Source organism: Escherichia sp. MOD1-EC6819, from assembly GCF_002965765.1.
Classification (GTDB): Bacteria; Pseudomonadota; Gammaproteobacteria; order Enterobacterales; family Enterobacteriaceae; genus Escherichia; species Escherichia ruysiae.
In genome coordinates, this window is the sequence record NZ_PTRG01000008.1 from 104,990 (window position 1) to 126,192 (window position 21,203).

The following is a 21,203-nucleotide window of genomic DNA, read 5'->3' on the forward strand; positions in this document are numbered from 1 at the left end:
GTTATGAGTGATATATCCCCGCAAGAATTTCAGCGTCGCCGTCAGGCTCTGGTGGAGCAAATGCAACCCGGCAGCGCCGCGCTGATTTTTGCCGCCCCGGAAGTGACCCGTAGCGCCGACAGCGAATATCCGTATCGTCAAAACAGTGACTTCTGGTACTTCACCGGCTTTAACGAACCGGAAGCGGTGCTGGTGCTGATTAAAAGCGATGACACTCATAACCACAGCGTTCTGTTTAACCGTGTGCGCGATCTGACGGCGGAGATCTGGTTTGGTCGTCGCTTAGGTCAGGATGCCGCGCCAGAGAAACTGGGCGTTGACCGTGCACTGGCGTTCAGCGAAATCAATCAGCAACTTTATCAACTGCTTAATGGCCTGGATGTGATTTATCACGCTCAGGGCGAATATACCTATGCTGATGAAATCGTGAACAGCGCGCTGGAAAAACTGCGTAAAGGCTCACGGCAAAATCTCACCGCTCCGGCAACGATGATCGACTGGCGTCCTGTTGTTCATGAAATGCGCCTGTTCAAATCGCCAGAAGAGATTGCCGTACTTCACCGCGCGGGGGAAATCACCGCACTGGCGCACACCCGGGCGATGGAAAAATGCCGTCCGGGAATGTTCGAGTACCATCTGGAAGGCGAAATTCACCACGAATTTAACCGCCACGGCGCGCGCTATCCTTCCTATAACACCATTGTCGGCAGCGGTGAAAACGGCTGCATTCTGCACTACACCGAAAACGAGTGTGAACTGCGCGACGGCGACCTGGTGTTGATTGACGCGGGCTGTGAATATAAAGGTTACGCTGGCGATATTACCCGTACCTTCCCGGTCAACGGCAAATTCACTCAGGCTCAGCGTGAAATCTACGACATTGTGCTGGAGTCTCTCGAAACCAGCCTGCGTCTGTATCGTCCGGGAACTTCCATTCAGGAAGTCACCGGGGAAGTGGTGCGTATCATGATTAGCGGCCTGGTAAAACTGGGCATCCTGAAAGGTGATGTTGATGAACTGATCGCTCAGAACGCCCATCGTCCTTTCTTTATGCATGGCCTTAGCCACTGGTTAGGACTGGATGTCCATGATGTGGGCATTTATGGCCAGGAGCGCTCGCGCATTCTTGAACCGGGTATGGTACTGACCGTAGAGCCAGGTCTGTATATCGCGCCGGATGCGGATGTGCCAGAACAATATCGCGGTATCGGCATTCGTATTGAAGACGACATTGTGATTACCGAAACTGGCAACGAAAACCTCACCGCCAGCGTGGTGAAAAAGCCGGAAGAAATCGAAGCGTTGATGGCAGCTGCGAGAAAGCAATGAGCGTAATCATCGTCGGTGGCGGCATGGCGGGCGCGACGCTGGCGCTGGCTATTTCCCGGTTAAGTCACGGGGCGCTGCCGGTACATTTGATTGAAGCGACTGCGCCAGAGTCACATGCCCATCCGGGCTTTGATGGCCGGGCTATTGCGCTGGCGGCGGGCACCTGCCAGCAACTGGCACGTATCGGCGTCTGGCAATCTTTGGCTGATTGCGCAACCGCCATCACTACCGTGCATGTCAGCGATCGCGGTCATGCCGGATTCGTCACCCTCGCCGCAGAAGATTATCAACTGGCGGCGCTGGGGCAGGTTGTCGAGTTGCACAATGTCGGACAACGACTGTTTGCGCTGTTGCGCAAAGCGCCTGGCGTAACGCTGCACTGTCCGGATCGCGTGGCTAACGTTGCTCGTACTCAGAGTAACGTTGAGGTGAAACTGGAGAGTGGTGAGACGCTGACGGGGCGCGTGCTGGTAGCCGCTGACGGCACCCATTCAGCGTTAGCCACCGCGTGCGGCGTTGACTGGCAGCAGGAGCCTTACGAGCAACTGGCGGTGATTGCCAACGTTGCGACCTCCGTTGCGCACGAAGGACGCGCTTTTGAACGCTTCACGAAACATGGCCCGTTGGCGATGTTGCCGATGTCTGACGGACGCTGTTCGCTGGTCTGGTGTCATCCACTGGAACGGCGCGAAGAGGTACTGGCGTGGAGTGATGATGAGTTCTGCCGTGAACTCCAGTCTGCGTTTGGCTGGCGACTGGGGCAAATTACCCACGCCGGAAAACGCAGTGCTTATCCGCTGGCGTTAACCCGCGCCGCCAAACCTATTACCCATCGCACCGTGCTGGTGGGCAATGCAGCGCAAACCCTGCACCCGATTGCCGGGCAAGGATTTAACCTCGGTATGCGTGATGTGATGAGCCTTGCTGAAACTCTGACTCAGGCGCAGGAACGCGGAGAGGATATCGGTGATTACGGCATTTTGTGCCGTTACCATCAGCGTCGGCAGAGCGATCGCGAAGCGACTATTGGTGTAACAGACAGCCTTGTTCATATTTTTGCCAACCGCTGGGCGCCGCTGGTTGTTGGGCGCAACATCGGGCTGATGGCAATGGAATTATTCACTCCGGCACGTGATGTGCTGGCGCAGCGCACCCTTGGTTGGGTGGCGCGTTGAAGGCGGTTTTAAGGAATAAACAATGCAAAGTGTTGATGTAGCCATTGTTGGCGGCGGCATGGTGGGGCTGGCGGTTGCCTGCGGCTTACAGGGCAGCGGCTTACGCGTCGCCGTACTGGAGCAGCGCGTACCTGAACCTCTGGCGGCGGATGCACCACCACAATTGCGCGTTTCGGCTATCAATGCCGCTAGCGAAAAATTACTTACCCGTCTTGGCGTCTGGCAGGACATTATGTCCCGTAGAGCCAGTTGCTATCACGGCATGGAAGTGTGGGACAAAGACAGCTTTGGTCACATCTCGTTTGACGATCAGAGCATGGGCTATAGCCATCTTGGGCATATTGTTGAAAACTCAGTTATTCACTATGCGCTGTGGAACAAAGCGCAGCAGTCGTCAGATATCACCCTGCTAGCCCCCGCAGAATTACAGCAGGTCGCCTGGGGAGAGAACGAAACCTTCCTGACACTGAAAGACGGCAGTATGTTAACGGCGCGTCTGGTGATTGGCGCAGACGGGGCAAACTCCTGGTTGCGCAACAAAGCCGATATTCCGCTGACTTTCTGGGATTATCAGCATCACGCGCTGGTGGCGACCATTCGCACTGAAGAACCGCATGACGCAGTAGCGCGGCAGGTTTTCCATGGCGAAGGCATTCTGGCCTTTTTACCGCTTAGCGATCCGCATCTTTGTTCGATTGTCTGGTCACTGTCGCCAGAGGAAGCGCAGCGGATGCAGCAGGCAGGCGAAGACGAATTTAATCGCGCGTTAAATATCGCTTTTGATAATCGCCTGGGCTTATGCAAGGTTGAGAGCGAGCGTCAGGTGTTTCCGCTGACGGGGCGTTATGCGCGCCAGTTTGCCGCGCACCGTCTGGCGCTGGTGGGCGACGCTGCGCATACCATTCATCCGCTGGCGGGGCAGGGCGTTAATCTCGGCTTTATGGATGCTGCAGAGCTGATTGCTGAACTGAAACGGTTGCATCGTCAGGGCAAAGACATCGGACAGTATATTTACCTGCGTCGCTATGAGCGTAGCCGCAAGCACAGTGCGGCGCTGATGCTGGCTGGTATGCAGGGCTTTCGCGATCTGTTTTCCGGGGGCAATCCGGCGAAAAAACTGCTGCGTGATATTGGCCTGAAACTGGCCGATACGCTTCCTGGCGTTAAACCACAACTGATCCGTCAGGCTATGGGATTAAATGATTTGCCTGAATGGCTGCGTTAAAAATTTCTCCTCAACTGTTTATTTGATACCCATCACACTTTCTTCTCCCGGTTTTTTCGCCGGGAGATTTTGCTCATTTGAAATAAACTAATTTCACCATCAATTTCGCATTATATTTTCTAATGTTACGATTTTTTTATTGAGTGATTTTTGGCATATTTTCAGTTCTTAATATTGGTTTATCCAAATCGCATTCCTGAAAGCATCATATTTGTATAAAAATAAAATAAATTTTTGGTTTTTTATTCTGTTGAGATTTTTGTGTTTTTTAACCATAAGCTAATGTGATGATCAATTTTACCTTATGGTTAACCGTCTGTTTCGGTGGTAAGTTCAGGGAAAAGAGAACGATTGCGTTGGGGACCGGGAGTGGCTCCGATGCTGGGTTTCGTGGTGATATTTTCGCCATGAAAAGTTGTCAGCCCCGCTTATTCAATGAGGACAAGATGGCACAACAGACTCCTTTGTACGAACAACACACGCTTTGCGGCGCTCGCATGGTAGATTTCCACGGCTGGATGATGCCGCTGCATTACGGTTCGCAAATCGACGAACATCATGCGGTACGTACCGATGCCGGAATGTTTGATGTGTCACATATGACCATCGTCGATCTTCGCGGCTGCCGCACCCGGGAGTTTCTGCGTTATCTGCTGGCGAACGATGTGGCGAAGCTCACCAAAAGCGGCAAAGCCCTTTACTCGGGGATGTTGAATGCCTCTGGCGGTGTGATAGATGATCTCATCGTCTACTACTTTACTGAAGATTTCTTCCGCCTCGTTGTTAACTCCGCCACCCGCGAAAAAGACCTCTCCTGGATTACCCAACACGCTGAACCTTTCGGCATCGACATTACCGTTCGTGATGACCTTTCCATGATTGCCGTGCAAGGGCCGAATGCGCAGGCAAAAGCTGCCACACTGTTTAATGACGCCCAGCGTCAGGCGGTGGAAGGGATGAAACCGTTCTTTGGCGTGCAGGCGGGCGATCTGTTTATTGCCACCACCGGTTACACCGGTGAAGCGGGTTATGAAATTGCGCTGCCCAATGAAAAAGCGGCCGATTTCTGGCGCGCGCTAGTGGAAGCGGGTGTTAAACCCTGTGGCCTGGGCGCGCGTGACACACTGCGTCTGGAAGCGGGTATGAATCTTTATGGTCAGGAGATGGACGAAACTATTTCTCCTTTAGCCGCCAATATGGGCTGGACTATCGCCTGGGAACCGGCAGATCGTGACTTCATCGGTCGTGAAGCTCTGGAAGTGCAGCGTGAGCATGGCACAGAAAAACTGGTTGGTCTGGTGATGACCGAAAAAGGCGTGCTGCGTAATGAACTGCCGGTACGTTTTACTGACGCGCAGGGCAACCAGCATGAAGGCATTATCACCAGCGGTACTTTCTCCCCGACGCTGGGTTACAGCATTGCGCTGGCGCGCGTGCCGGAAGGTATTGGTGAAACAGCGATTGTGCAAATTCGCAACCGTGAAATGCCGGTTAAAGTGACGAAACCTGTTTTTGTGCGTAACGGCAAAGCCGTCGCGTGATTTACTTTTTTGGAGATTGATTGATGAGCAACGTACCAGCAGAACTGAAATACAGCAAAGAACACGAATGGCTGCGTAAAGAAGCCGACGGCACTTACACCGTTGGCATCACCGAACACGCTCAGGAGCTGTTAGGCGATATGGTGTTTGTTGACCTGCCGGAAGTGGGCGCAACGGTTAGCGCGGGCGATGACTGCGCGGTTGCCGAATCAGTAAAAGCGGCGTCAGACATTTATGCGCCAGTAAGCGGTGAAATCGTGGCGGTAAACGACGCACTGAGCGATTCCCCGGAACTGGTGAACAGCGAACCGTATGCAGGCGGTTGGATCTTTAAAATCAAAGCCAGCGATGAAAGCGAACTGGATTCACTGCTGGATGCGACCGCATACGAAGCATTGTTAGAAGACGAGTAACGGCTTTATTCCTCTTCTACGGGAGAGGATCAGGGTGAGGAAATTTACGCCTCACCCTCACTCTCTTCGCAAGGAGAGAGGTTCACAATTCACTGCACGTTTCAGGAACCATCGCTCATGACACAGACGTTAAGCCAGCTTGAAAACAGCGGCGCTTTTATTGAACGCCATATCGGACCGGACGCCGCGCAACAGCAAGAAATGCTGAATGCCGTTGGTGCACAATCGTTAAACGCGCTGACCGGCCAGATTGTGCCGAAAGATATTCAGCTTGCGACTCCGCCGCAGGTTGGCGCACCGGCGACCGAATACGCCGCACTGGCAGAACTCAAGGCTATTGCCAGTCGCAATAAACGCTTCACGTCTTACATCGGCATGGGTTACACCGCCGTGCAGTTACCGCCGGTTATCCTGCGTAACATGCTGGAAAATCCGGGCTGGTATACCGCGTATACCCCGTATCAACCTGAAGTTTCTCAGGGGCGCCTTGAAGCACTACTCAACTTCCAGCAGGTAACGCTGGATCTGACCGGGCTGGATATGGCTTCGGCGTCTCTGCTGGACGAAGCTACTGCTGCCGCCGAAGCAATGGCGATGGCTAAACGCGTCAGCAAACTGAAAAATGCCAATCGCTTCTTCGTTGCTTCTGACGTTCATCCGCAAACGCTGGATGTGGTTCGCACCCGTGCCGAAACATTTGGTTTTGAAGTCATTGTCGATGACGCGCAAAAAGTGCTCGATCATCAGGAAGTCTTCGGCGTGCTGTTACAGCAGGTCGGTACTACTGGTGAAATTCACGACTACACTGCGCTTATCAGCGAACTGAAATCACGCAAAATTGTGGTCAGCGTTGCCGCCGATATTATGGCGCTGGTGCTGTTAACTGCGCCGGGTAAACAGGGCGCGGATATTGTTTTTGGTTCGGCGCAACGCTTCGGCGTGCCGATGGGCTACGGTGGCCCACACGCAGCATTCTTTGCGGCGAAAGATGAATACAAACGCTCAATGCCGGGGCGCATTATCGGCGTATCGAAAGATGCGGCTGGTAATACTGCGCTACGCATGGCAATGCAGACTCGTGAACAACATATTCGTCGCGAGAAAGCGAACTCGAACATTTGTACTTCCCAGGTTCTGCTGGCAAACATCGCCAGTCTGTATGCCGTTTATCACGGTCCGGTTGGTCTGAAACGTATCGCTAACCGTATTCATCGTCTGACCGATATTCTGGCTGCGGGGCTGCAACAAAAAGGTCTGAAGCTGCGCCATGCGCACTATTTCGACACCCTTTGTGTGGAAGTGGCAGACAAAGCGGGTGTACTGACGCGTGCCGAAGCGGCTGAAATCAACCTGCGTAGCGATATCCTGAACGCGGTTGGGATCACCCTTGATGAAACCACCACGCGTGAAAACGTGATGCAGCTTTTCAGCGTGCTGCTGGGCGATAACCACGGACTGGACATCGACACGCTGGACAAAGACGTGGCTCACGACAGCCGCTCTATTCAGCCTGCGATGCTGCGCGACGACGAAATCCTCACCCATCCGGTGTTTAATCGCTATCACAGCGAAACCGAAATGATGCGCTATATGCACTCGCTGGAGCGTAAAGATCTGGCGCTGAATCAGGCGATGATCCCGCTGGGTTCCTGCACCATGAAACTGAACGCCGCCGCCGAGATGATCCCAATCACCTGGCCGGAATTTGCCGAACTGCACCCGTTCTGCCCGCCAGAACAGGCCGAAGGTTATCAGCAGATGATCGCACAACTGGCTGAGTGGCTGGTGAAACTGACCGGCTACGACGCCGTCTGTATGCAGCCGAACTCCGGTGCTCAGGGCGAATACGCGGGGCTGCTGGCGATTCGTCATTATCACGAAAGCCGCAACGAAGGGTATCGCGATATCTGCCTGATCCCGGCATCTGCGCACGGAACTAACCCCGCTTCTGCACATATGGCAGGAATGCAGGTGGTGGTTGTGGCGTGTGATAAAAACGGCAACATCGATCTGACTGATCTGCGCGCGAAAGCGGAACAGGCGGGCGATAACCTCTCCTGTATCATGGTGACCTATCCTTCCACCCACGGCGTGTACGAAGAAACGATCCGTGAAGTGTGTGAAGTTGTACACCAGTTCGGCGGTCAGGTTTACCTTGATGGCGCGAACATGAACGCCCAGGTTGGCATCACCTCGCCGGGGTTTATTGGCGCGGACGTTTCGCACCTCAACCTGCATAAAACTTTCTGCATTCCGCACGGCGGTGGCGGCCCAGGTATGGGACCGATCGGCGTGAAAGCGCATCTGGCGCCGTTTGTACCGGGTCATAGCGTGGTGCAAATCGAAGGCATGTTAACCCGTCAGGGCGCGGTTTCTGCGGCACCGTTCGGTAGCGCATCCATTCTGCCAATCAGCTGGATGTACATCCGCATGATGGGCGCAGAAGGGCTGAAAAAAGCAAGCCAGGTGGCAATTCTTAACGCCAACTATATTGCCAGCCGCCTGCAGGATGCTTTCCCGGTGCTGTATACCGGTCGCGACGGTCGCGTGGCGCACGAATGTATTCTCGATATTCGTCCGCTGAAAGAAGAAACCGGCATCAGCGAACTGGATATTGCCAAGCGCCTGATCGACTACGGTTTCCACGCGCCGACGATGTCGTTCCCGGTGGCGGGGACGCTGATGGTTGAACCGACCGAATCTGAAAGCAAAGTGGAACTGGATCGCTTTATCGACGCGATGCTGGCTATCCGCGCAGAAATTGACCAGGTGAAAGCCGGTGTCTGGCCGCTGGAAGATAACCCGCTGGTGAACGCGCCGCACATTCAGAGCGAACTGGTTGCCGAGTGGACGCATCCGTACAGCCGCGAAGTTGCGGTATTCCCGGCAGGCGTGGCAGACAAATACTGGCCGACGGTGAAACGTCTGGATGATGTTTACGGAGACCGTAACCTGTTCTGCTCCTGCGTACCGATTAGCGAATACCAGTAATTCACTGATTCGACTATCTTCTAAAGGCGCTTCGGTGCCTTTGAGGCTGATGACAAACTCAACATTGTCTGATGCACTTCGTTTATCAGGCCTACATGGTCTCTGCAATCTATTGAATTTGCACGATCTTGTAGGCTGGATAAGGCGTTCACGCCGCATCCGGCATAAAAACGCACTTTGTCATCAATTTGAAAGGCGCTTCGGCGCCTTTATTTTTGGGGAAAACAAATGGCTATAGCACTTGTGACCGGTGGTAGTCGCGGCATTGGGCGGGCAACTGCGCTGCTGCTGGCAAAAGAAGGGTATACGGTGGCGGTTAATTATCAGCAAAACCTCCACGCGGCGCAGGAAGTGGTGAACTTAATAACGCAAGCCGGTGGCAAGGCATTTGTGCTCCAGGCGGATATCAGCGACGAAAATCAGGTCATCGCAATGTTTACAGCAATCGATCAGCGTGATGAACCGTTAGCCGCGCTGGTCAATAACGCAGGAATTTTGTTTACCCAATGCACAGTGGAAAATCTCACTGCAGAGCGAATCAACCGAGTACTTTCCACCAACGTGACGGGGTATTTTCTCTGCTGCCGCGAAGCAGTAAAGCGCATGGCGCTAAAAAACGGCGGTAATGGCGGCGCTATCGTCAATGTATCTTCAGTGGCCTCACGGCTGGGATCGCCGGGGGAATACGTTGATTATGCGGCATCGAAAGGAGCGATTGATACGTTAACCACCGGATTATCGCTGGAAGTCGCCGCGCAGGGAATTCGCGTTAACGGCGTGCGGCCTGGGTTTATTTATACCGAAATGCACGCCAGCGGTGGCGAACCTGGACGCGTCGATCGCGTTAAGTCGAACATCCCCATGCAGCGCGGCGGACAGGCGGAAGAGGTCGCGCAGGCCATTGTCTGGCTGTTAAGCGATAAAGCCTCTTATGTCACGGGAAGTTTTATCGATTTGGCTGGTGGGAAATAAAGCAGGAGAGTTGTCTGACCGGATGCAACGCAACAAGCATTGCATCCGGTACTTCATCTACTTAAAGTTTCTCGCCGTTGCTGGCAATCACTTCTTTGTACCAGTTAAAGCTCTTCTTACGTGAACGCGACATATCACCAGTACCGTCGTCATGTTTATTCACATAGATAAAACCGTAGCGTTTGCTGTACTGCCCGGTGGTGAACGATACACAGTCGATGCAGCCCCACGGCGTGTAGCCCATCAGATCCACACCATCGTAAGTCACCGCTTTTTTCATCTCGTCAATATGGGCGCGCAGGTAGTCAATGCGGTAGTCGTCGTTGATGCTGCCATCTTCTTCCACTTTGTCGTAAGCGCCAAAACCGTTTTCGACAATAAACAGCGGCTTCTGGTAACGCTCATACAATTCGCAAAGCGCGTAACGCAGACCTACCGGATCAATCTGCCAGCCCCAGTCAGACGCTTTAACATACGGGTTCGGTACGCTGCCTTCGAAACCAGAAATTGCATCGCCGGTGCCGCCTTCGGCCTTCACCGCGTTGGTCATGTAATAGCTGAAGCCAAGATAATCGCAGGTGCCTTCGCGCAGCACATCCAGATCGCCGTCTTCCATTTTGATGTTAAATCCGCGACGTTCCCACTCGTTCAATACATAAGAAGGGTAATAGCCGCGTAGCTGGACATCGGTAAAGACGTAACGTTCGCGCATCGACTCCTGGGCAAACATTACATCGTCCGGGTTACAGGAGTAAGGATAGAGCGGCACCATCGCCAGCATACAGCCGACTTTCATCTCCGGGTTAATGCGACGCGCAGCTTTCACTGCCAGGGCGCTGGCGACAAACTGGTGATGCAGCACCTGATACATCGTCTCTTCCGGGTTTTCATGTTCGGTATACACCACGCCGGAGCAGCAGTAACCGAACAGCGGCGCACGCCAGTTACGCTGGTTGTTAATTTCGTTGAAGGTCATCCAGTATTTGACTTTGTGCTTATAGCGTTCAAATACCACTTCCGCGAAACGGACAAAGAAATCAACCACTTTACGGTTGGTCCAGCTACCGTATTGCTGCACCAGATGCAGCGGCATTTCAAAGTGGGATAGGGTGATCACCGGTTCGATATTGTATTTCAGCAGTTCATCGAACATATCGTCGTAAAACTTCAGCCCTTCTTCGTTTGGCTGAGCTTCATCGCCTTTGGGGAAAATGCGCGTCCAGGCGATGGAAGTACGAAAACATTTGAAGCCCATTTCTGCGAAGAGCTTGATGTCTTCCTTGTAGTGACCGTAAAAATCTACCGCTTCATGGTTCGGATAGTATTTACCCGGCAAGACTTCTTTGGTGATTTCGCGCGGCACGCCGTGTGCGCCACCGGTCAGTACGTCACAAATACTCGGCCCTTTGCCGCCTTTGTTCCAGCCGCCTTCGACCTGATGAGCGGCAACTGCGCCGCCCCATAAGAAATCTTTCGGTAAGGTGAGTTTTTTCACTATCATAGGCTCCAGATGAGTCAATTCTTACAGGAAATAGTACCATGCAGCCAAACGACATCACTTTTTTTCAACGATTCCAGGATGACATTCTGGCTGGGCGTAAAACCATCACAATCCGTGACGAGTCTGAATCGCACTTTAAAGCTGGCGATGTGCTTCGTGTCGGGCGCTTTGAAGATGACGGCTATTTTTGCACCATTGAAGTCACTGCAACCTCAACGGTGACGCTGGATACTCTCACAGAAAAACACGCACAACAGGAAAATATGACCCTGGCTGAATTGAAAAAGGTCATTGCCGACATCTATCCCGATCAGACACAGTTTTATGTGATTGAATTTAAATGTCTTTAAATTGAACTCACGCCTGTTAGTTGAAATTTTTCATTTAATTTCATGATTTTTCGGAGATTAATCTCAAATCAGAATTTATTTTAGCTAACAGGTGTTCACTGGAACTATTCTCAGTTACGCTGGAGAGGTATACACGTGCGTGTACGTTTCTCCGGAGTAAGTTATGGTTCAGAAGCCTCTCATTAAGCAGGGATATTCGCTGGCAGAGGAAATTGCCAACAGCGTCAGTCACGGTATTGGACTGGTGTTTGGTATCGTCGGGTTGGTATTGCTACTGGTTCAGGCGGTGGATCTCAATGCCAGCGCCACGGCGATAACCAGTTACAGCCTCTATGGCGGCAGTATGATCCTGCTGTTCCTCGCTTCGACGCTTTATCATGCCATTCCTCATCAACGGGCAAAAATGTGGCTGAAGAAATTTGACCACTGCGCCATTTATCTGTTGATTGCCGGAACCTACACGCCGTTTTTGCTGGTGGGGCTGGATTCTCCGTTAGCGCGCGGGCTGATGATTGTTATCTGGAGCCTGGCATTGCTGGGGATTCTGTTCAAACTGACCATCGCGCACCGATTTAAAATCTTATCTCTGGTGACCTATCTGGCGATGGGCTGGCTGTCGCTGGTGGTGATTTATGAAATGGCAGTTAAGCTCGCGGCGGGCAGCGTTACCTTACTGGCGGTCGGTGGCGTGGTTTACTCGCTTGGCGTGGTTTTCTACGTCTGCAAACGCATTCCCTACAACCACGCCATCTGGCACGGCTTTGTGCTCGGCGGTAGCGTGTGCCATTTTCTGGCGATCTATTTGTATATTGGGCAGGCGTAATTGGTATGCCTTTGTAGGAATGAAAAGACACACCAGCGTCGCATCAGGCATCAGAGCGCAACTGCCGGATGCGGCGTGAACGCCTTATCCGGCCTACGGGCTACGTCCCTGTTGTGATAAAGGCACCAATTCCCAGGCCTGATAAGGCGCGTCAGCGTCGCATCAGGCAATAGATGCCCGAAGCGATACAGAAATTTACTCTTCCAGCGAATACGGCAGCGGCTCGATATGCAATGTATTCGCATCGTCACGAACGCGGAAAACGCTGTCCGGTTCCATGTCGTTATTCATGACGACCTGCACTACGACCTGCCCATCTTCCAGTTTGACCGCCGCCAGCACGGTTCCGGTACGACGCCAGTTTTCGCCCATTTTCAGCTCTAAGTCTTCACCTGCTTCCGGCAGCCGGCTGGCGCTACCTGCCAGCAACCAGAGCGCGCGTTTGTTGGCACCACGGAATTTTGCTCGCGCTACCATCTCTTGCCCGGTATAGCAGCCTTTCTTAAAGCTGATGCCGCCCAGCGCCTGGAGGTTGGTCGCTTGGGGGATAAACTGCCCGCTGTTAGGCGCATCAATCACCGGGAAACCCGCTTCAATGTTTAATGCCAGCCACTGTTGGCTATTATTCAGTTCCGCTTCGCCGCGAAGCTTGTCGGTCAGCACACTGGCGGTAGTTTCATCGGTCACGATCAGAAAACGTTCTGCTGGGTGTTCAAACCAAAGCAGTGTCGTCACACCTTCTCTGACCGCCTGTTTTTCCTTCGAAGGCAGTTCGCTAAAGAGATTTGCCAGCGCGGCGCGAGCCTGAAAACCGGCAACACCGAGAAGCACACGCTCGTCGTCTGGCGCGATGGTCACTTTAGAAAATACCGCATATTTTTTCAGTTCAGTCAGTTGCGATTCACGCACGCTGCGCCGTTCAATCCACGCAAAGCCATCGCCATCGCGAAACAGACGCAAATTGCTCCACATTTTACCTTTAGCATCGCAATGTGCGGCGAGCAGGTGCTGATCTTCTGTCATCTGGCTGACATCTGCTGTCACCTGACCTTGTATATATTTTTCGCTGTCCGTGCCAGTAATGGTGGCAAGCGCCCAGTCATCAAGCGTCATCAGTGTCAACGGTAAACGGGCAGAAGCCGTAGGCTGACGGGGAGGAAAAGGTGTAAAAGCCATAATGGAGTCCTGTTTTACAAACGGCGTAATTAATGACTAATGGTAAAAGAGCTATGGGGCATTGCAAGTGCTTTCACTACGCGATCTGTGCCTTCAGCCAGGCTTTGCGAGGTGACTTCCAAAAAAATGAAGCCTTTGAATTGTTGTGGATTAATTTCGCGATCGTGATTGTGTTTACCGATATTCCCGCAAAAGAAGTCGAAAAACACGTTACAATAGCCAGGTACTGGATTTTCGTGAGACAGGAAGAAGATGGACATTAACAACAAAGCCCGCATTCATTGGGCATGCCGCCGTGGTATGCGCGAACTTGATATTTCGATCATGCCGTTTTTCGAACATGAGTACGACAGCTTAAGCGATGACGAAAAACACATCTTTATTCGTCTGCTGGAATGTGACGATCCCGATCTGTTCAACTGGCTGATGAATCACGGTAAACCGGCCGATGCAGAACTGGAAATGATGGTCCGACTCATCCAGACACGGAACCGGGAACGTGGTCCTGTGGCAATCTGAACTGCGCGTCTCCTGGCGCGCGCAGTGGCTTTCCTTGCTGATTCATGGGCTGGTTGCCGCTGTTATTTTGCTCATGCCCTGGCCGCTTAGTTACACCCCGTTATGGCTGGTGTTGCTTTCGCTGGTGGTGTTTGATTGCGTCCGCAGCCAGCGACGCATTAATGCTCGCCAGGGGGAAATTCGCCTGTTGATGGACGGGCGTTTGCGTTGGCAAGGGCAGGAGTGGAGCATCGTCAAAGCGCCGTGGATGATTAAGAGCGGCATGATGCTGCGTTTACGTTCTGACAGCGGTAAACGGCAACATTTATGGCTGGCAGCCGACAGCATGGATGAAGCCGAATGGCGGGATTTGCGGCGGATTTTGTTACAGCAGGAGACGCAAAGATAATGGCGACGGCAAAGCGAGTGCGCTATGCCGTCAGTAATCTCAGGCGTAATGCTCTGCCATTTCGTTGAGGATTTGCTCACACCAGCTCTGAATACGCTCGTCGCTAAGGTCATACTGGTTAGTTTCGTCCAGCGCCAGACCCACGAACAGTTGTCCGTCAGCAATCACCGGTTTCGGGCTGGTAAACTCATATCCTTCCGTTGGCCAGTAGCCGACGAACTTCACGCCTTTGGTCGAGAGTTTGTCATGCAGCATACCGAGTGCATCGAGGAACCACTCACCATATCCCAGTTGATCGCCTAATCCATATAGCGCAACAATTTTACCTTTGAGATTCAGGTCGTCGAGCTGATCCCAGACGGCTTCCCAGTCTTCCTGGATTTCGCCAAAATCCCAGGTTGGGATACCCAGAATGAGCACATCGTACTGCTCCATTAATTTCGGAGAGTCGTCCTTGAGGTTATGTAAGGTCACCAGTTCTGGGCCGATAATATCGCGGATTTTTTCTGCCGCCATTTCGGTGTAACAGGTGCTGGAACCGTAAAAAAGACCCATATTCATAACGTAAGCTTCTCGATTCTGCTGTGGCTTTTGCGGCTAGTGTATCAGAATCGCTTTAGTCACGGCACAATAAGGCATAATGGATCAAACGAGTAACGATAAGGGGCGCAAGTGAAACAGGATCTGGCATGCATCGAGCAGTTTCTTGATGCCCTGTGGCTGGAGAAAAATCTGGCAGAAAATACGTTGAACGCATATCGTCGCGATCTGTCAATGATGGTGGAGTGGTTGCATCATCGTGGATTGACGCTGGCAACGGCGCAAAGCGGCGACTTACAGGCATTACTGGCAGAACGGCTGGAAGGCGGGTATAAAGCCACCAGTTCCGCTCGTTTGCTGAGTGCGGTGCGCCGATTGTTCCAGTATCTTTATCGCGAAAAGTTCCGTGAAGACGATCCCAGTGCGCATCTTGCTTCGCCGAAATTACCCCAGCGTCTACCGAAAGATTTAAGTGAAGCGCAAGTCGAAAGGTTATTGCAGGCACCGTTGGTTGATCAGCCTCTGGAGCTACGCGACAAAGCGATGCTCGAAGTGCTGTATGCTACCGGATTGCGTGTCTCTGAACTTGTAGGGTTGACGATGAGCGATATCAGCTTGCGTCAGGGCGTGGTGCGGGTAATCGGTAAAGGCAATAAAGAACGCCTGGTGCCGTTAGGTGAAGAGGCAGTCTACTGGCTGGAAACCTATCTGGAACACGGGCGACCGTGGTTGCTAAACGGTGTGTCGATTGATGTACTGTTTCCCAGCCAGCGTGCGCAGCAGATGACGAGACAAACTTTCTGGCATCGCATTAAACATTATGCCGTGCTGGCGGGTATCGACAGCGAAAAGCTGTCACCGCATGTGTTGCGTCACGCTTTTGCCACTCATTTATTAAATCATGGTGCGGATTTACGCGTGGTACAGATGCTACTGGGCCACAGCGATCTTTCCACCACGCAAATTTATACGCATGTCGCTACTGAGCGTCTGCGGCAACTTCATCAACAGCATCACCCTCGGGCGTGATAGCTGAAAAGAACAGGATGACTTATGAAGAAAGGTTTTATGTTGTTTACTTTGTTGACGGCGTTTTCTGGCTTTGCTCAGGCTGATGACACGGCAATTCAACAAACGCTAGCCAAAATGGGCATTAAAAGCAGCGATATTCAGCCAGCACCCGTGGCAGGCATGAAGACAGTTCTGACTAACAGCGGTGTGTTGTACATCACCGATGATGGTAAACACATCATTCAGGGGCCAATGTATGACGTTAGCGGCGCGGCACCGATCAACGTCACCAACCAGATGCTGTTAAAGCAACTGAATGCGCTGGAAAAAGAGATGATTATCTACAAAGCGCCGCAAGAAAAGCACGTCATCACCGTGTTTACCGACATTACCTGCGGTTACTGCCACAAAATGCATGAGCAGATGGCTGACTACAACGCGCTGGGGATCACCGTGCGTTATCTCGCGTTCCCGCGCCAGGGGCTGGAGAGCCAGGCTGAACAACAAATGAAAGCCATCTGGTGTGCAAAAGATAAAAACAAAGCGTTTGATGATGTGATGGCAGGTAAAGCTGCCACTCCGGCAAGTTGCGATATTGATATTGCCGACCATTACGCACTTGGCGTACAGCTTGGCGTTAGCGGTACTCCGGCAGTTGTGCTGAGCAATGGCACACTTGTTCCGGGTTACCAGCCGCCGAAAGCGATGAAAGAATTCCTCGACGAACATCAAAAAATGACCAGCGGTAAATAATTCGCGTGAAACAACAGATACAACTTCGTCGTCGTGAAGTCGACGAAACGGCAGACTTGCCCGCTGACTTGCCCCCCTTGCTGCGGCGTTTATACGCCAGTCGGGGCGTGCGCAGCGCGCAGGAACTGGAGCGCAGCGTTAAAGGTATGCTGCCCTGGCAGCAACTGAGCGGTGTCGAAAAGGCCGTTGAGATCCTTTACAACGCTTTTCGCGAAGGAACGCGGATTATTGTGGTCGGGGATTTCGATGCCGACGGTGCCACCAGCACAGCTCTTAGCGTGCTGGCGATGCGTTCTCTCGGCTGTGACAACATCGACTACCTTGTACCGAACCGTTTCGAAGACGGTTACGGCTTAAGTCCTGAAGTGGTCGATCAAGCTCATGCGCGTGGTGCGCAGTTGATTGTAACGGTTGATAACGGCATTTCTTCTCACGCAGGAGTTGAACATGCTCGCTCGTTGGGCATTCCGGTTATTGTTACCGATCATCATTTGCCTGGCGAAACTTTACCTGCGGCGGAAGCCATTATTAATCCTAATCTGCGTGACTGCGAGTTCCCGTCGAAATCGCTGGCAGGCGTTGGCGTAGCGTTTTATCTGATGCTGGCGTTACGCACCTTTTTGCGCGATCGGGGGTGGTTCGATGAGCGTGGTATCGCAATACCGAATCTGGCGGAATTGCTGGATCTGGTGGCGCTGGGTACGGTGGCGGACGTAGTGCCGCTGGACGCCAATAATCGCATTCTGACCTGGCAGGGGATGAGTCGCATTCGTGCCGGGAAATGCCGCCCGGGGATTAAAGCCCTGCTGGAAGTGGCAAACCGCGATGCACAAAAACTCGCTGCCAGCGATTTAGGTTTTGCGCTGGGGCCGCGTCTCAATGCCGCCGGACGACTGGATGATATGTCCGTTGGCGTGGCACTGTTACTTTGCGACAACATCGGCGAAGCGCGCGTTCTGGCTAATGAGCTTGATGCACTAAACCAGACGCGAAAAGAGATTGAACAGGGAATGCAGGTCGAAGCACTGACCTTGTGCGAGCAACTGGAGCGTAGCCGCGATACGCTGCCTGGCGGGCTGGCAATGTATCACCCTGAATGGCATCAGGGCGTCGTTGGTATTCTGGCTTCGCGCATCAAAGAGCGTTTTCATCGTCCGGTTATCGCCTTTGCGCCTGCGGGCGACGGTACGCTGAAAGGTTCTGGTCGCTCCATCCAGGGATTGCATATGCGTGATGCGCTGGAGCGGTTAGACACGCTCTACCCTGGCATGATGCTCAAGTTTGGCGGTCATGCGATGGCGGCAGGATTGTCGCTGGAAGAGGACAAATTCGAACTCTTTCAGCAACGCTTTGGCGAACTGGTTACCGAGTGGCTGGATCCGGCATTATTACAGGGTGAAGTAGTTTCCGACGGCCCGTTAAGTGCAGCGGAGATGACCATGGAAGTTGCGCAACTGCTGCGTGATGCCGGTCCGTGGGGGCAGATGTTCCCGGAACCGCTGTTTGACGGTCATTTTCGCCTGCTGCAACAGCGGTTGGTGGGAGAGCGCCATCTGAAGGTTATGGTTGAACCGGTCGGCGGCGGCCCGCTGCTGGATGGTATTGCTTTTAATGTCGATACCGCCCTCTGGCCGGATAACGGCGTTCGTGAAGTACAACTGGCCTACAAGCTGGATATCAACGAGTTTCGCGGCAACCGCAGTCTACAGATTATCATCGATAATATCTGGCCACTTTAGCATCGTCCTCTCTATAAAAAAGAGTGTGGATTGGGTACAATCCCGCTCTTATCACCGCATTTTGACTAGCTCAATAAAAGAAATCAGACCATGTTTGAAATTAATCCGGTAAATAATCGCATTCAGGACCTCACGGAACGCTCCGACGTTCTTAGGGGGTATCTTTGACTACGACGCCAAGAAAGAGCGTCTGGAAGAAGTAAACGCCGAGCTGGAACAGCCGGATGTCTGGAACGAACCCGAACGCGCACAGGCGCTGGGTAAAGAGCGTTCCTCCCTCGAGGCTGTTGTCGATACCCTCGACCAAATGAAACAAGGGCTGGAAGATGTTTCCGGTCTGCTGGAACTGGCTGTAGAAGCTGACGACGAAGAAACCTTTAACGAAGCCGTTGCTGAACTCGACGCCCTGGAAGAAAAACTGGCGCAGCTTGAGTTCCGCCGCATGTTCTCCGGCGAATATGACAGCGCCGACTGCTACCTTGATATCCAGGCTGGTTCCGGCGGTACGGAAGCGCAGGACTGGGCAAGTATGCTTGAGCGTATGTATCTGCGCTGGGCAGAATCGCGCGGTTTCAAAACTGAAATTATCGAAGAGTCGGAAGGTGAAATAGCGGGTATCAAATCCGTAACTATCAAGATCTCCGGCGATTACGCTTATGGTTGGCTGCGCACAGAAACCGGTGTTCACCGTCTGGTGCGTAAAAGCCCGTTTGACTCCGGCGGTCGTCGCCACACGTCGTTTAGTTCCGCGTTTGTTTACCCAGAAGTGGATGACGATATTGATATCGAAATCAACCCAGCGGATCTGCGCATTGATGTCTATCGCGCGTCCGGTGCGGGCGGTCAGCACGTTAACCGTACCGAATCTGCGGTGCGTATTACTCACATCCCGACCGGGATTGTGACCCAGTGCCAGAACGACCGTTCCCAGCACAAGAACAAAGACCAGGCCATGAAGCAGATGAAAGCAAAACTTTATGAGCTGGAGATGCAGAAGAAGAATGCTGAGAAACAGGCGATGGAAGACAATAAATCTGACATCGGCTGGGGCAGCCAGATTCGTTCTTATGTCCTTGATGACTCCCGCATTAAAGATCTGCGCACCGGGGTTGAAACCCGCAACACGCAGGCAGTGCTGGATGGCAGCCTGGATCAATTTATCGAAGCAAGTTTGAAAGCTGGGTTATAAGGAACCAACATGTCTGAACAACACGTACAAGGCACTGACGCGGTAACCGATCTTAACAATGAACTGAAAACTCGTCGCGAAAAGCTGGCGAACCTGCGCGAGCAGGGGATTGCCTTTCCGAATGATTTTCGTCGCGACCATACTTCTGACCAACTGCATACAGACTTCGACGGTAAAGAGAACGAAGAGCTGGAAGAGTTGAACATCGAAGTTGCTGTAGCTGGTCGCATGATGACTCGCCGAATTATGGGTAAAGCCTCTTTCGTTACCCTGCAGGACGTCGGTGGTCGCATTCAGCTGTATGTAGCTCGTGATGATCTGCCGGAAGGCGTTTATAACGATCAATTTAAGAAATGGGATCTTGGCGATATTATCGGCGCAAAAGGTAAGCTGTTTAAAACCAAAACCGGCGAGCTGTCTATTCACTGCACCGAGCTGCGTCTGCTGACCAAAGCACTGCGCCCGCTGCCAGACAAATTCCACGGCTTGCAAGATCAGGAAGCGCGTTATCGTCAGCGTTATCTGGATCTCATCTCTAACGATGATTCCCGCAACACCTTTAAAGTGCGTTCACAGATCCTCTCTGGCATTCGCCAGTTCATGGTGAATCGCGGCTTTATGGAAGTTGAAACCCCGATGATGCAGGTGATCCCGGGCGGTGCGGCAGCACGTCCGTTTATTACCCATCACAACGCGCTGGATCTCGACATGTACCTGCGTATTGCGCCGGAACTGTACCTCAAGCGTCTGGTGGTTGGCGGTTTTGAACGCGTGTTCGAAATCAACCGTAACTTCCGTAACGAAGGTATCTCCGTGCGCCATAACCCAGAGTTCACCATGATGGAACTCTATATGGCTTACGCGGATTACAAAGATCTGATCGAACTGACCGAATCGCTGTTCCGCACTCTGGCTCAGGATATTCTCGGTAAGACTGAAGTAACCTACGGTGATGTGGTACTGGACTTCGGTAAGCCGTTCGAAAAACTGACCATGCGTGAAGCGATTAAGAAATATCGCCCGGAAACCGACATGGCAGACCTGGATAACTTTGACTCTGCGAAAGCGATTGCTGAATCTCTCGGCATTCACGTTGAGAAGAGCTGGGGGCTGGGTCGTATTGTGACCGAGATCTTTGACGAAGTGGCAGAAGCGAATCTGATTCAGCCGACCTTCATTACTGAATACCCGGCTGAAGTTTCTCCGCTGGCGCGTCGTAACGACGTCAACCCGGAAATCACCGATCGCTTTGAATTCTTTATTGGCGGTCGTGAGATTGGTAACGGCTTTAGCGAACTGAACGATGCAGAAGATCAGGCGCAGCGTTTCCTGGATCAGGTTGCGGCGAAAGACGCAGGCGACGATGAAGCAATGTTCTACGATGAAGATTACGTTACTGCACTGGAACATGGTCTGCCGCCGACAGCAGGTCTGGGAATTGGTATCGACCGTATGGTTATGCTTTTCACCAACAGCCATACTATCCGCGACGTTATTCTGTTCCCGGCGATGCGTCCGGTAAAATAAGTATTACGCGTAAGCACATAACCCCGACAACCGTCGGGGTT

The 21,203-nt window shown here is 52.6% G+C and carries 20 protein-coding genes and 1 pseudogene; 17 read left to right on the forward strand and 4 right to left on the reverse strand.

From position 1 onward, the window contains the following. The first annotated feature begins 3 nt into the window (after positions 1 to 3). From pepP to ubiI, 3 genes are read left to right on the forward strand one after another with little or no spacing between them, the layout of a single operon-like run. Positions 4 to 1,329 (forward strand): Xaa-Pro aminopeptidase, encoded by a 1,326-nt coding sequence (gene pepP, locus A7Z06_RS13020; protein WP_001280371.1) that lies wholly within the window; start codon positions 4 to 6, stop codon positions 1,327 to 1,329. Beyond that, complete coding sequence (ubiH, locus tag A7Z06_RS13025; RefSeq protein WP_000111210.1) at positions 1,326 to 2,504, forward strand: 2-octaprenyl-6-methoxyphenyl hydroxylase; 1,179 nt, start codon at positions 1,326 to 1,328, stop codon at positions 2,502 to 2,504. The genes pepP and ubiH overlap by 4 nt, the downstream gene beginning before the upstream one ends. A gap of 22 nt (positions 2,505 to 2,526) precedes the next feature. Further along, positions 2,527 to 3,729 carry an FAD-dependent 2-octaprenylphenol hydroxylase gene (gene ubiI, locus A7Z06_RS13030; RefSeq protein WP_001192205.1) on the forward strand — a complete coding sequence of 401 codons (1,203 nt, stop codon included), beginning with the start codon at positions 2,527 to 2,529 and terminating at the stop codon, positions 3,727 to 3,729. A gap of 73 nt (positions 3,730 to 3,802) precedes the next feature. On the opposite strand, the pseudogene A7Z06_RS22455 reads toward ubiI, so the two are convergent. Further along, a pseudogene (locus tag A7Z06_RS22455) lies at positions 3,803 to 3,862 on the reverse strand (hypothetical protein); the annotation flags it as partial. Positions 3,863 to 4,175: 313 nt separating this feature from the next. Here A7Z06_RS22455 and gcvT point away from each other — a divergent pair. From gcvT to A7Z06_RS13050, 4 genes are all read left to right on the forward strand, one after another. Continuing rightward, a complete protein-coding gene (gene gcvT / locus A7Z06_RS13035; RefSeq protein WP_094184999.1) occupies positions 4,176 to 5,270 on the forward strand; it encodes a glycine cleavage system aminomethyltransferase GcvT in 1,095 nt (364 codons plus the stop codon). Between the two features lie 23 nt (positions 5,271 to 5,293). Beyond that, on the forward strand, positions 5,294 to 5,683 hold the full coding sequence (gcvH, locus tag A7Z06_RS13040) for a glycine cleavage system protein GcvH (protein ID WP_002461349.1): 390 nt from the start codon (positions 5,294 to 5,296) through the stop codon (positions 5,681 to 5,683). A gap of 117 nt (positions 5,684 to 5,800) precedes the next feature. After that, entirely contained in the window at positions 5,801 to 8,674 is a 2,874-nt protein-coding gene (gcvP, locus tag A7Z06_RS13045) for an aminomethyl-transferring glycine dehydrogenase (protein WP_000195080.1), read from the forward strand. 228 nt (positions 8,675 to 8,902) lie between these two features. Beyond that, positions 8,903 to 9,646 (forward strand): SDR family oxidoreductase, encoded by a 744-nt coding sequence (locus tag A7Z06_RS13050; RefSeq protein WP_000951954.1) that lies wholly within the window; start codon positions 8,903 to 8,905, stop codon positions 9,644 to 9,646. Between the two features lie 61 nt (positions 9,647 to 9,707). Here A7Z06_RS13050 and bglA read toward each other — a convergent pair whose 3' ends face one another. Beyond that, positions 9,708 to 11,141: a 6-phospho-beta-glucosidase BglA gene (gene bglA, locus A7Z06_RS13055; RefSeq protein ID WP_024165226.1), complete on the reverse strand. Its 1,434-nt coding sequence runs from the start codon at positions 11,139 to 11,141 to the stop codon at positions 9,708 to 9,710. Positions 11,142 to 11,185: 44 nt separating this feature from the next. On the opposite strand from bglA, the gene yqfB reads away from it, so the two are divergent. Together yqfB and trhA are read left to right on the forward strand one after the other, a co-directional pair. Further along, positions 11,186 to 11,497 carry a N(4)-acetylcytidine aminohydrolase gene (gene yqfB, locus A7Z06_RS13060; RefSeq protein WP_001182940.1) on the forward strand — a complete coding sequence of 104 codons (312 nt, stop codon included), beginning with the start codon at positions 11,186 to 11,188 and terminating at the stop codon, positions 11,495 to 11,497. A gap of 163 nt (positions 11,498 to 11,660) precedes the next feature. Continuing rightward, positions 11,661 to 12,320, forward strand: coding sequence for a PAQR family membrane homeostasis protein TrhA (trhA, locus tag A7Z06_RS13065; RefSeq protein WP_000250277.1), 660 nt, complete (start codon positions 11,661 to 11,663; stop codon positions 12,318 to 12,320). A 195-nt stretch (positions 12,321 to 12,515) separates the two neighbouring features. Here trhA and ygfZ read toward each other — a convergent pair whose 3' ends face one another. Then, positions 12,516 to 13,496, reverse strand: coding sequence for a tRNA-modifying protein YgfZ (ygfZ, locus tag A7Z06_RS13070; protein WP_000886101.1), 981 nt, complete (start codon positions 13,494 to 13,496; stop codon positions 12,516 to 12,518). A gap of 32 nt (positions 13,497 to 13,528) precedes the next feature. Between ygfZ and A7Z06_RS21675 the strand changes: the two genes are divergently transcribed. From A7Z06_RS21675 to A7Z06_RS13085, 3 genes are read left to right on the forward strand one after another with little or no spacing between them, the layout of a single operon-like run. After that, a complete protein-coding gene (locus A7Z06_RS21675) occupies positions 13,529 to 13,759 on the forward strand; it encodes a hypothetical protein (RefSeq protein ID WP_000181265.1) in 231 nt (76 codons plus the stop codon). Next, positions 13,749 to 14,015 carry an FAD assembly factor SdhE gene (sdhE, locus tag A7Z06_RS13080; protein WP_000354042.1) on the forward strand — a complete coding sequence of 89 codons (267 nt, stop codon included), beginning with the start codon at positions 13,749 to 13,751 and terminating at the stop codon, positions 14,013 to 14,015. Before A7Z06_RS21675 ends, sdhE begins: the two co-directional genes overlap by 11 nt. Then, positions 13,996 to 14,403: a protein YgfX gene (locus tag A7Z06_RS13085; protein WP_000244788.1), complete on the forward strand. Its 408-nt coding sequence runs from the start codon at positions 13,996 to 13,998 to the stop codon at positions 14,401 to 14,403. Before sdhE ends, A7Z06_RS13085 begins: the two co-directional genes overlap by 20 nt. A gap of 39 nt (positions 14,404 to 14,442) precedes the next feature. On the opposite strand, the gene fldB is transcribed toward A7Z06_RS13085, so the two are convergent. Next, positions 14,443 to 14,964: a flavodoxin FldB gene (gene fldB, locus A7Z06_RS13090; RefSeq protein ID WP_001055878.1), complete on the reverse strand. Its 522-nt coding sequence runs from the start codon at positions 14,962 to 14,964 to the stop codon at positions 14,443 to 14,445. 111 nt (positions 14,965 to 15,075) lie between these two features. Between fldB and xerD the strand changes: the two genes are divergently transcribed. The 5 genes from xerD (at position 15,076) to lysS (ending at position 21,162) form a co-directional block, all read left to right on the forward strand. Then, positions 15,076 to 15,972 (forward strand): site-specific tyrosine recombinase XerD, encoded by an 897-nt coding sequence (gene xerD / locus A7Z06_RS13095; protein WP_000806626.1) that lies wholly within the window; start codon positions 15,076 to 15,078, stop codon positions 15,970 to 15,972. A 24-nt stretch (positions 15,973 to 15,996) separates the two neighbouring features. Continuing rightward, the gene (gene dsbC / locus A7Z06_RS13100) at positions 15,997 to 16,707 is read left to right on the forward strand and encodes a bifunctional protein-disulfide isomerase/oxidoreductase DsbC (protein WP_000715233.1); all 711 of its coding nucleotides are present in this window, start codon (positions 15,997 to 15,999) and stop codon (positions 16,705 to 16,707) included. Between the two features lie 5 nt (positions 16,708 to 16,712). Next, the gene (recJ, locus tag A7Z06_RS13105) at positions 16,713 to 18,446 is read left to right on the forward strand and encodes a single-stranded-DNA-specific exonuclease RecJ (protein WP_000813172.1); all 1,734 of its coding nucleotides are present in this window, start codon (positions 16,713 to 16,715) and stop codon (positions 18,444 to 18,446) included. Positions 18,447 to 18,536: 90 nt separating this feature from the next. Continuing rightward, positions 18,537 to 19,635, forward strand: a protein-coding gene (prfB, locus tag A7Z06_RS13110; RefSeq protein WP_105279452.1) for a peptide chain release factor 2 whose coding sequence is annotated in 2 segments (ribosomal slippage) — positions 18,537 to 18,611 and positions 18,613 to 19,635 — 1,098 coding nt in all. Because the reading frame shifts where the segments join, the coding sequence is not laid out codon by codon here. Positions 19,636 to 19,644: 9 nt separating this feature from the next. Further along, positions 19,645 to 21,162 (forward strand): lysine--tRNA ligase, encoded by a 1,518-nt coding sequence (lysS, locus tag A7Z06_RS13115; protein ID WP_000003093.1) that lies wholly within the window; start codon positions 19,645 to 19,647, stop codon positions 21,160 to 21,162. The last annotated feature ends 41 nt before the right edge of the window (positions 21,163 to 21,203 follow it).

What these genes read in the sequence shown, in the direction of transcription:
- pepP (WP_001280371.1), top strand. Translation starts at nt 4, where the DNA reads ATGAGTGATATATCCCCGCAAGAATTTCAGCGTCGCCGTCAGGCTCTG.
- ubiH (WP_000111210.1), top strand. Translation starts at nt 1,326, where the DNA reads ATGAGCGTAATCATCGTCGGTGGCGGCATGGCGGGCGCGACGCTGGCG.
- ubiI (WP_001192205.1), top strand. Translation starts at nt 2,527, where the DNA reads ATGCAAAGTGTTGATGTAGCCATTGTTGGCGGCGGCATGGTGGGGCTG.
- gcvT (WP_094184999.1), top strand. Translation starts at nt 4,176, where the DNA reads ATGGCACAACAGACTCCTTTGTACGAACAACACACGCTTTGCGGCGCT.
- gcvH (WP_002461349.1), top strand. Translation starts at nt 5,294, where the DNA reads ATGAGCAACGTACCAGCAGAACTGAAATACAGCAAAGAACACGAATGG.
- gcvP (WP_000195080.1), top strand. Translation starts at nt 5,801, where the DNA reads ATGACACAGACGTTAAGCCAGCTTGAAAACAGCGGCGCTTTTATTGAA.
- A7Z06_RS13050 (WP_000951954.1), top strand. Translation starts at nt 8,903, where the DNA reads ATGGCTATAGCACTTGTGACCGGTGGTAGTCGCGGCATTGGGCGGGCA.
- yqfB (WP_001182940.1), top strand. Translation starts at nt 11,186, where the DNA reads ATGCAGCCAAACGACATCACTTTTTTTCAACGATTCCAGGATGACATT.
- trhA (WP_000250277.1), top strand. Translation starts at nt 11,661, where the DNA reads ATGGTTCAGAAGCCTCTCATTAAGCAGGGATATTCGCTGGCAGAGGAA.
- ygfZ (WP_000886101.1), bottom strand. Translation starts at nt 13,496, where the DNA reads ATGGCTTTTACACCTTTTCCTCCCCGTCAGCCTACGGCTTCTGCCCGT.
- A7Z06_RS21675 (WP_000181265.1), top strand. Translation starts at nt 13,529, where the DNA reads ATGACTAATGGTAAAAGAGCTATGGGGCATTGCAAGTGCTTTCACTAC.
- sdhE (WP_000354042.1), top strand. Translation starts at nt 13,749, where the DNA reads ATGGACATTAACAACAAAGCCCGCATTCATTGGGCATGCCGCCGTGGT.
- fldB (WP_001055878.1), bottom strand. Translation starts at nt 14,964, where the DNA reads ATGAATATGGGTCTTTTTTACGGTTCCAGCACCTGTTACACCGAAATG.
- dsbC (WP_000715233.1), top strand. Translation starts at nt 15,997, where the DNA reads ATGAAGAAAGGTTTTATGTTGTTTACTTTGTTGACGGCGTTTTCTGGC.
- lysS (WP_000003093.1), top strand. Translation starts at nt 19,645, where the DNA reads ATGTCTGAACAACACGTACAAGGCACTGACGCGGTAACCGATCTTAAC.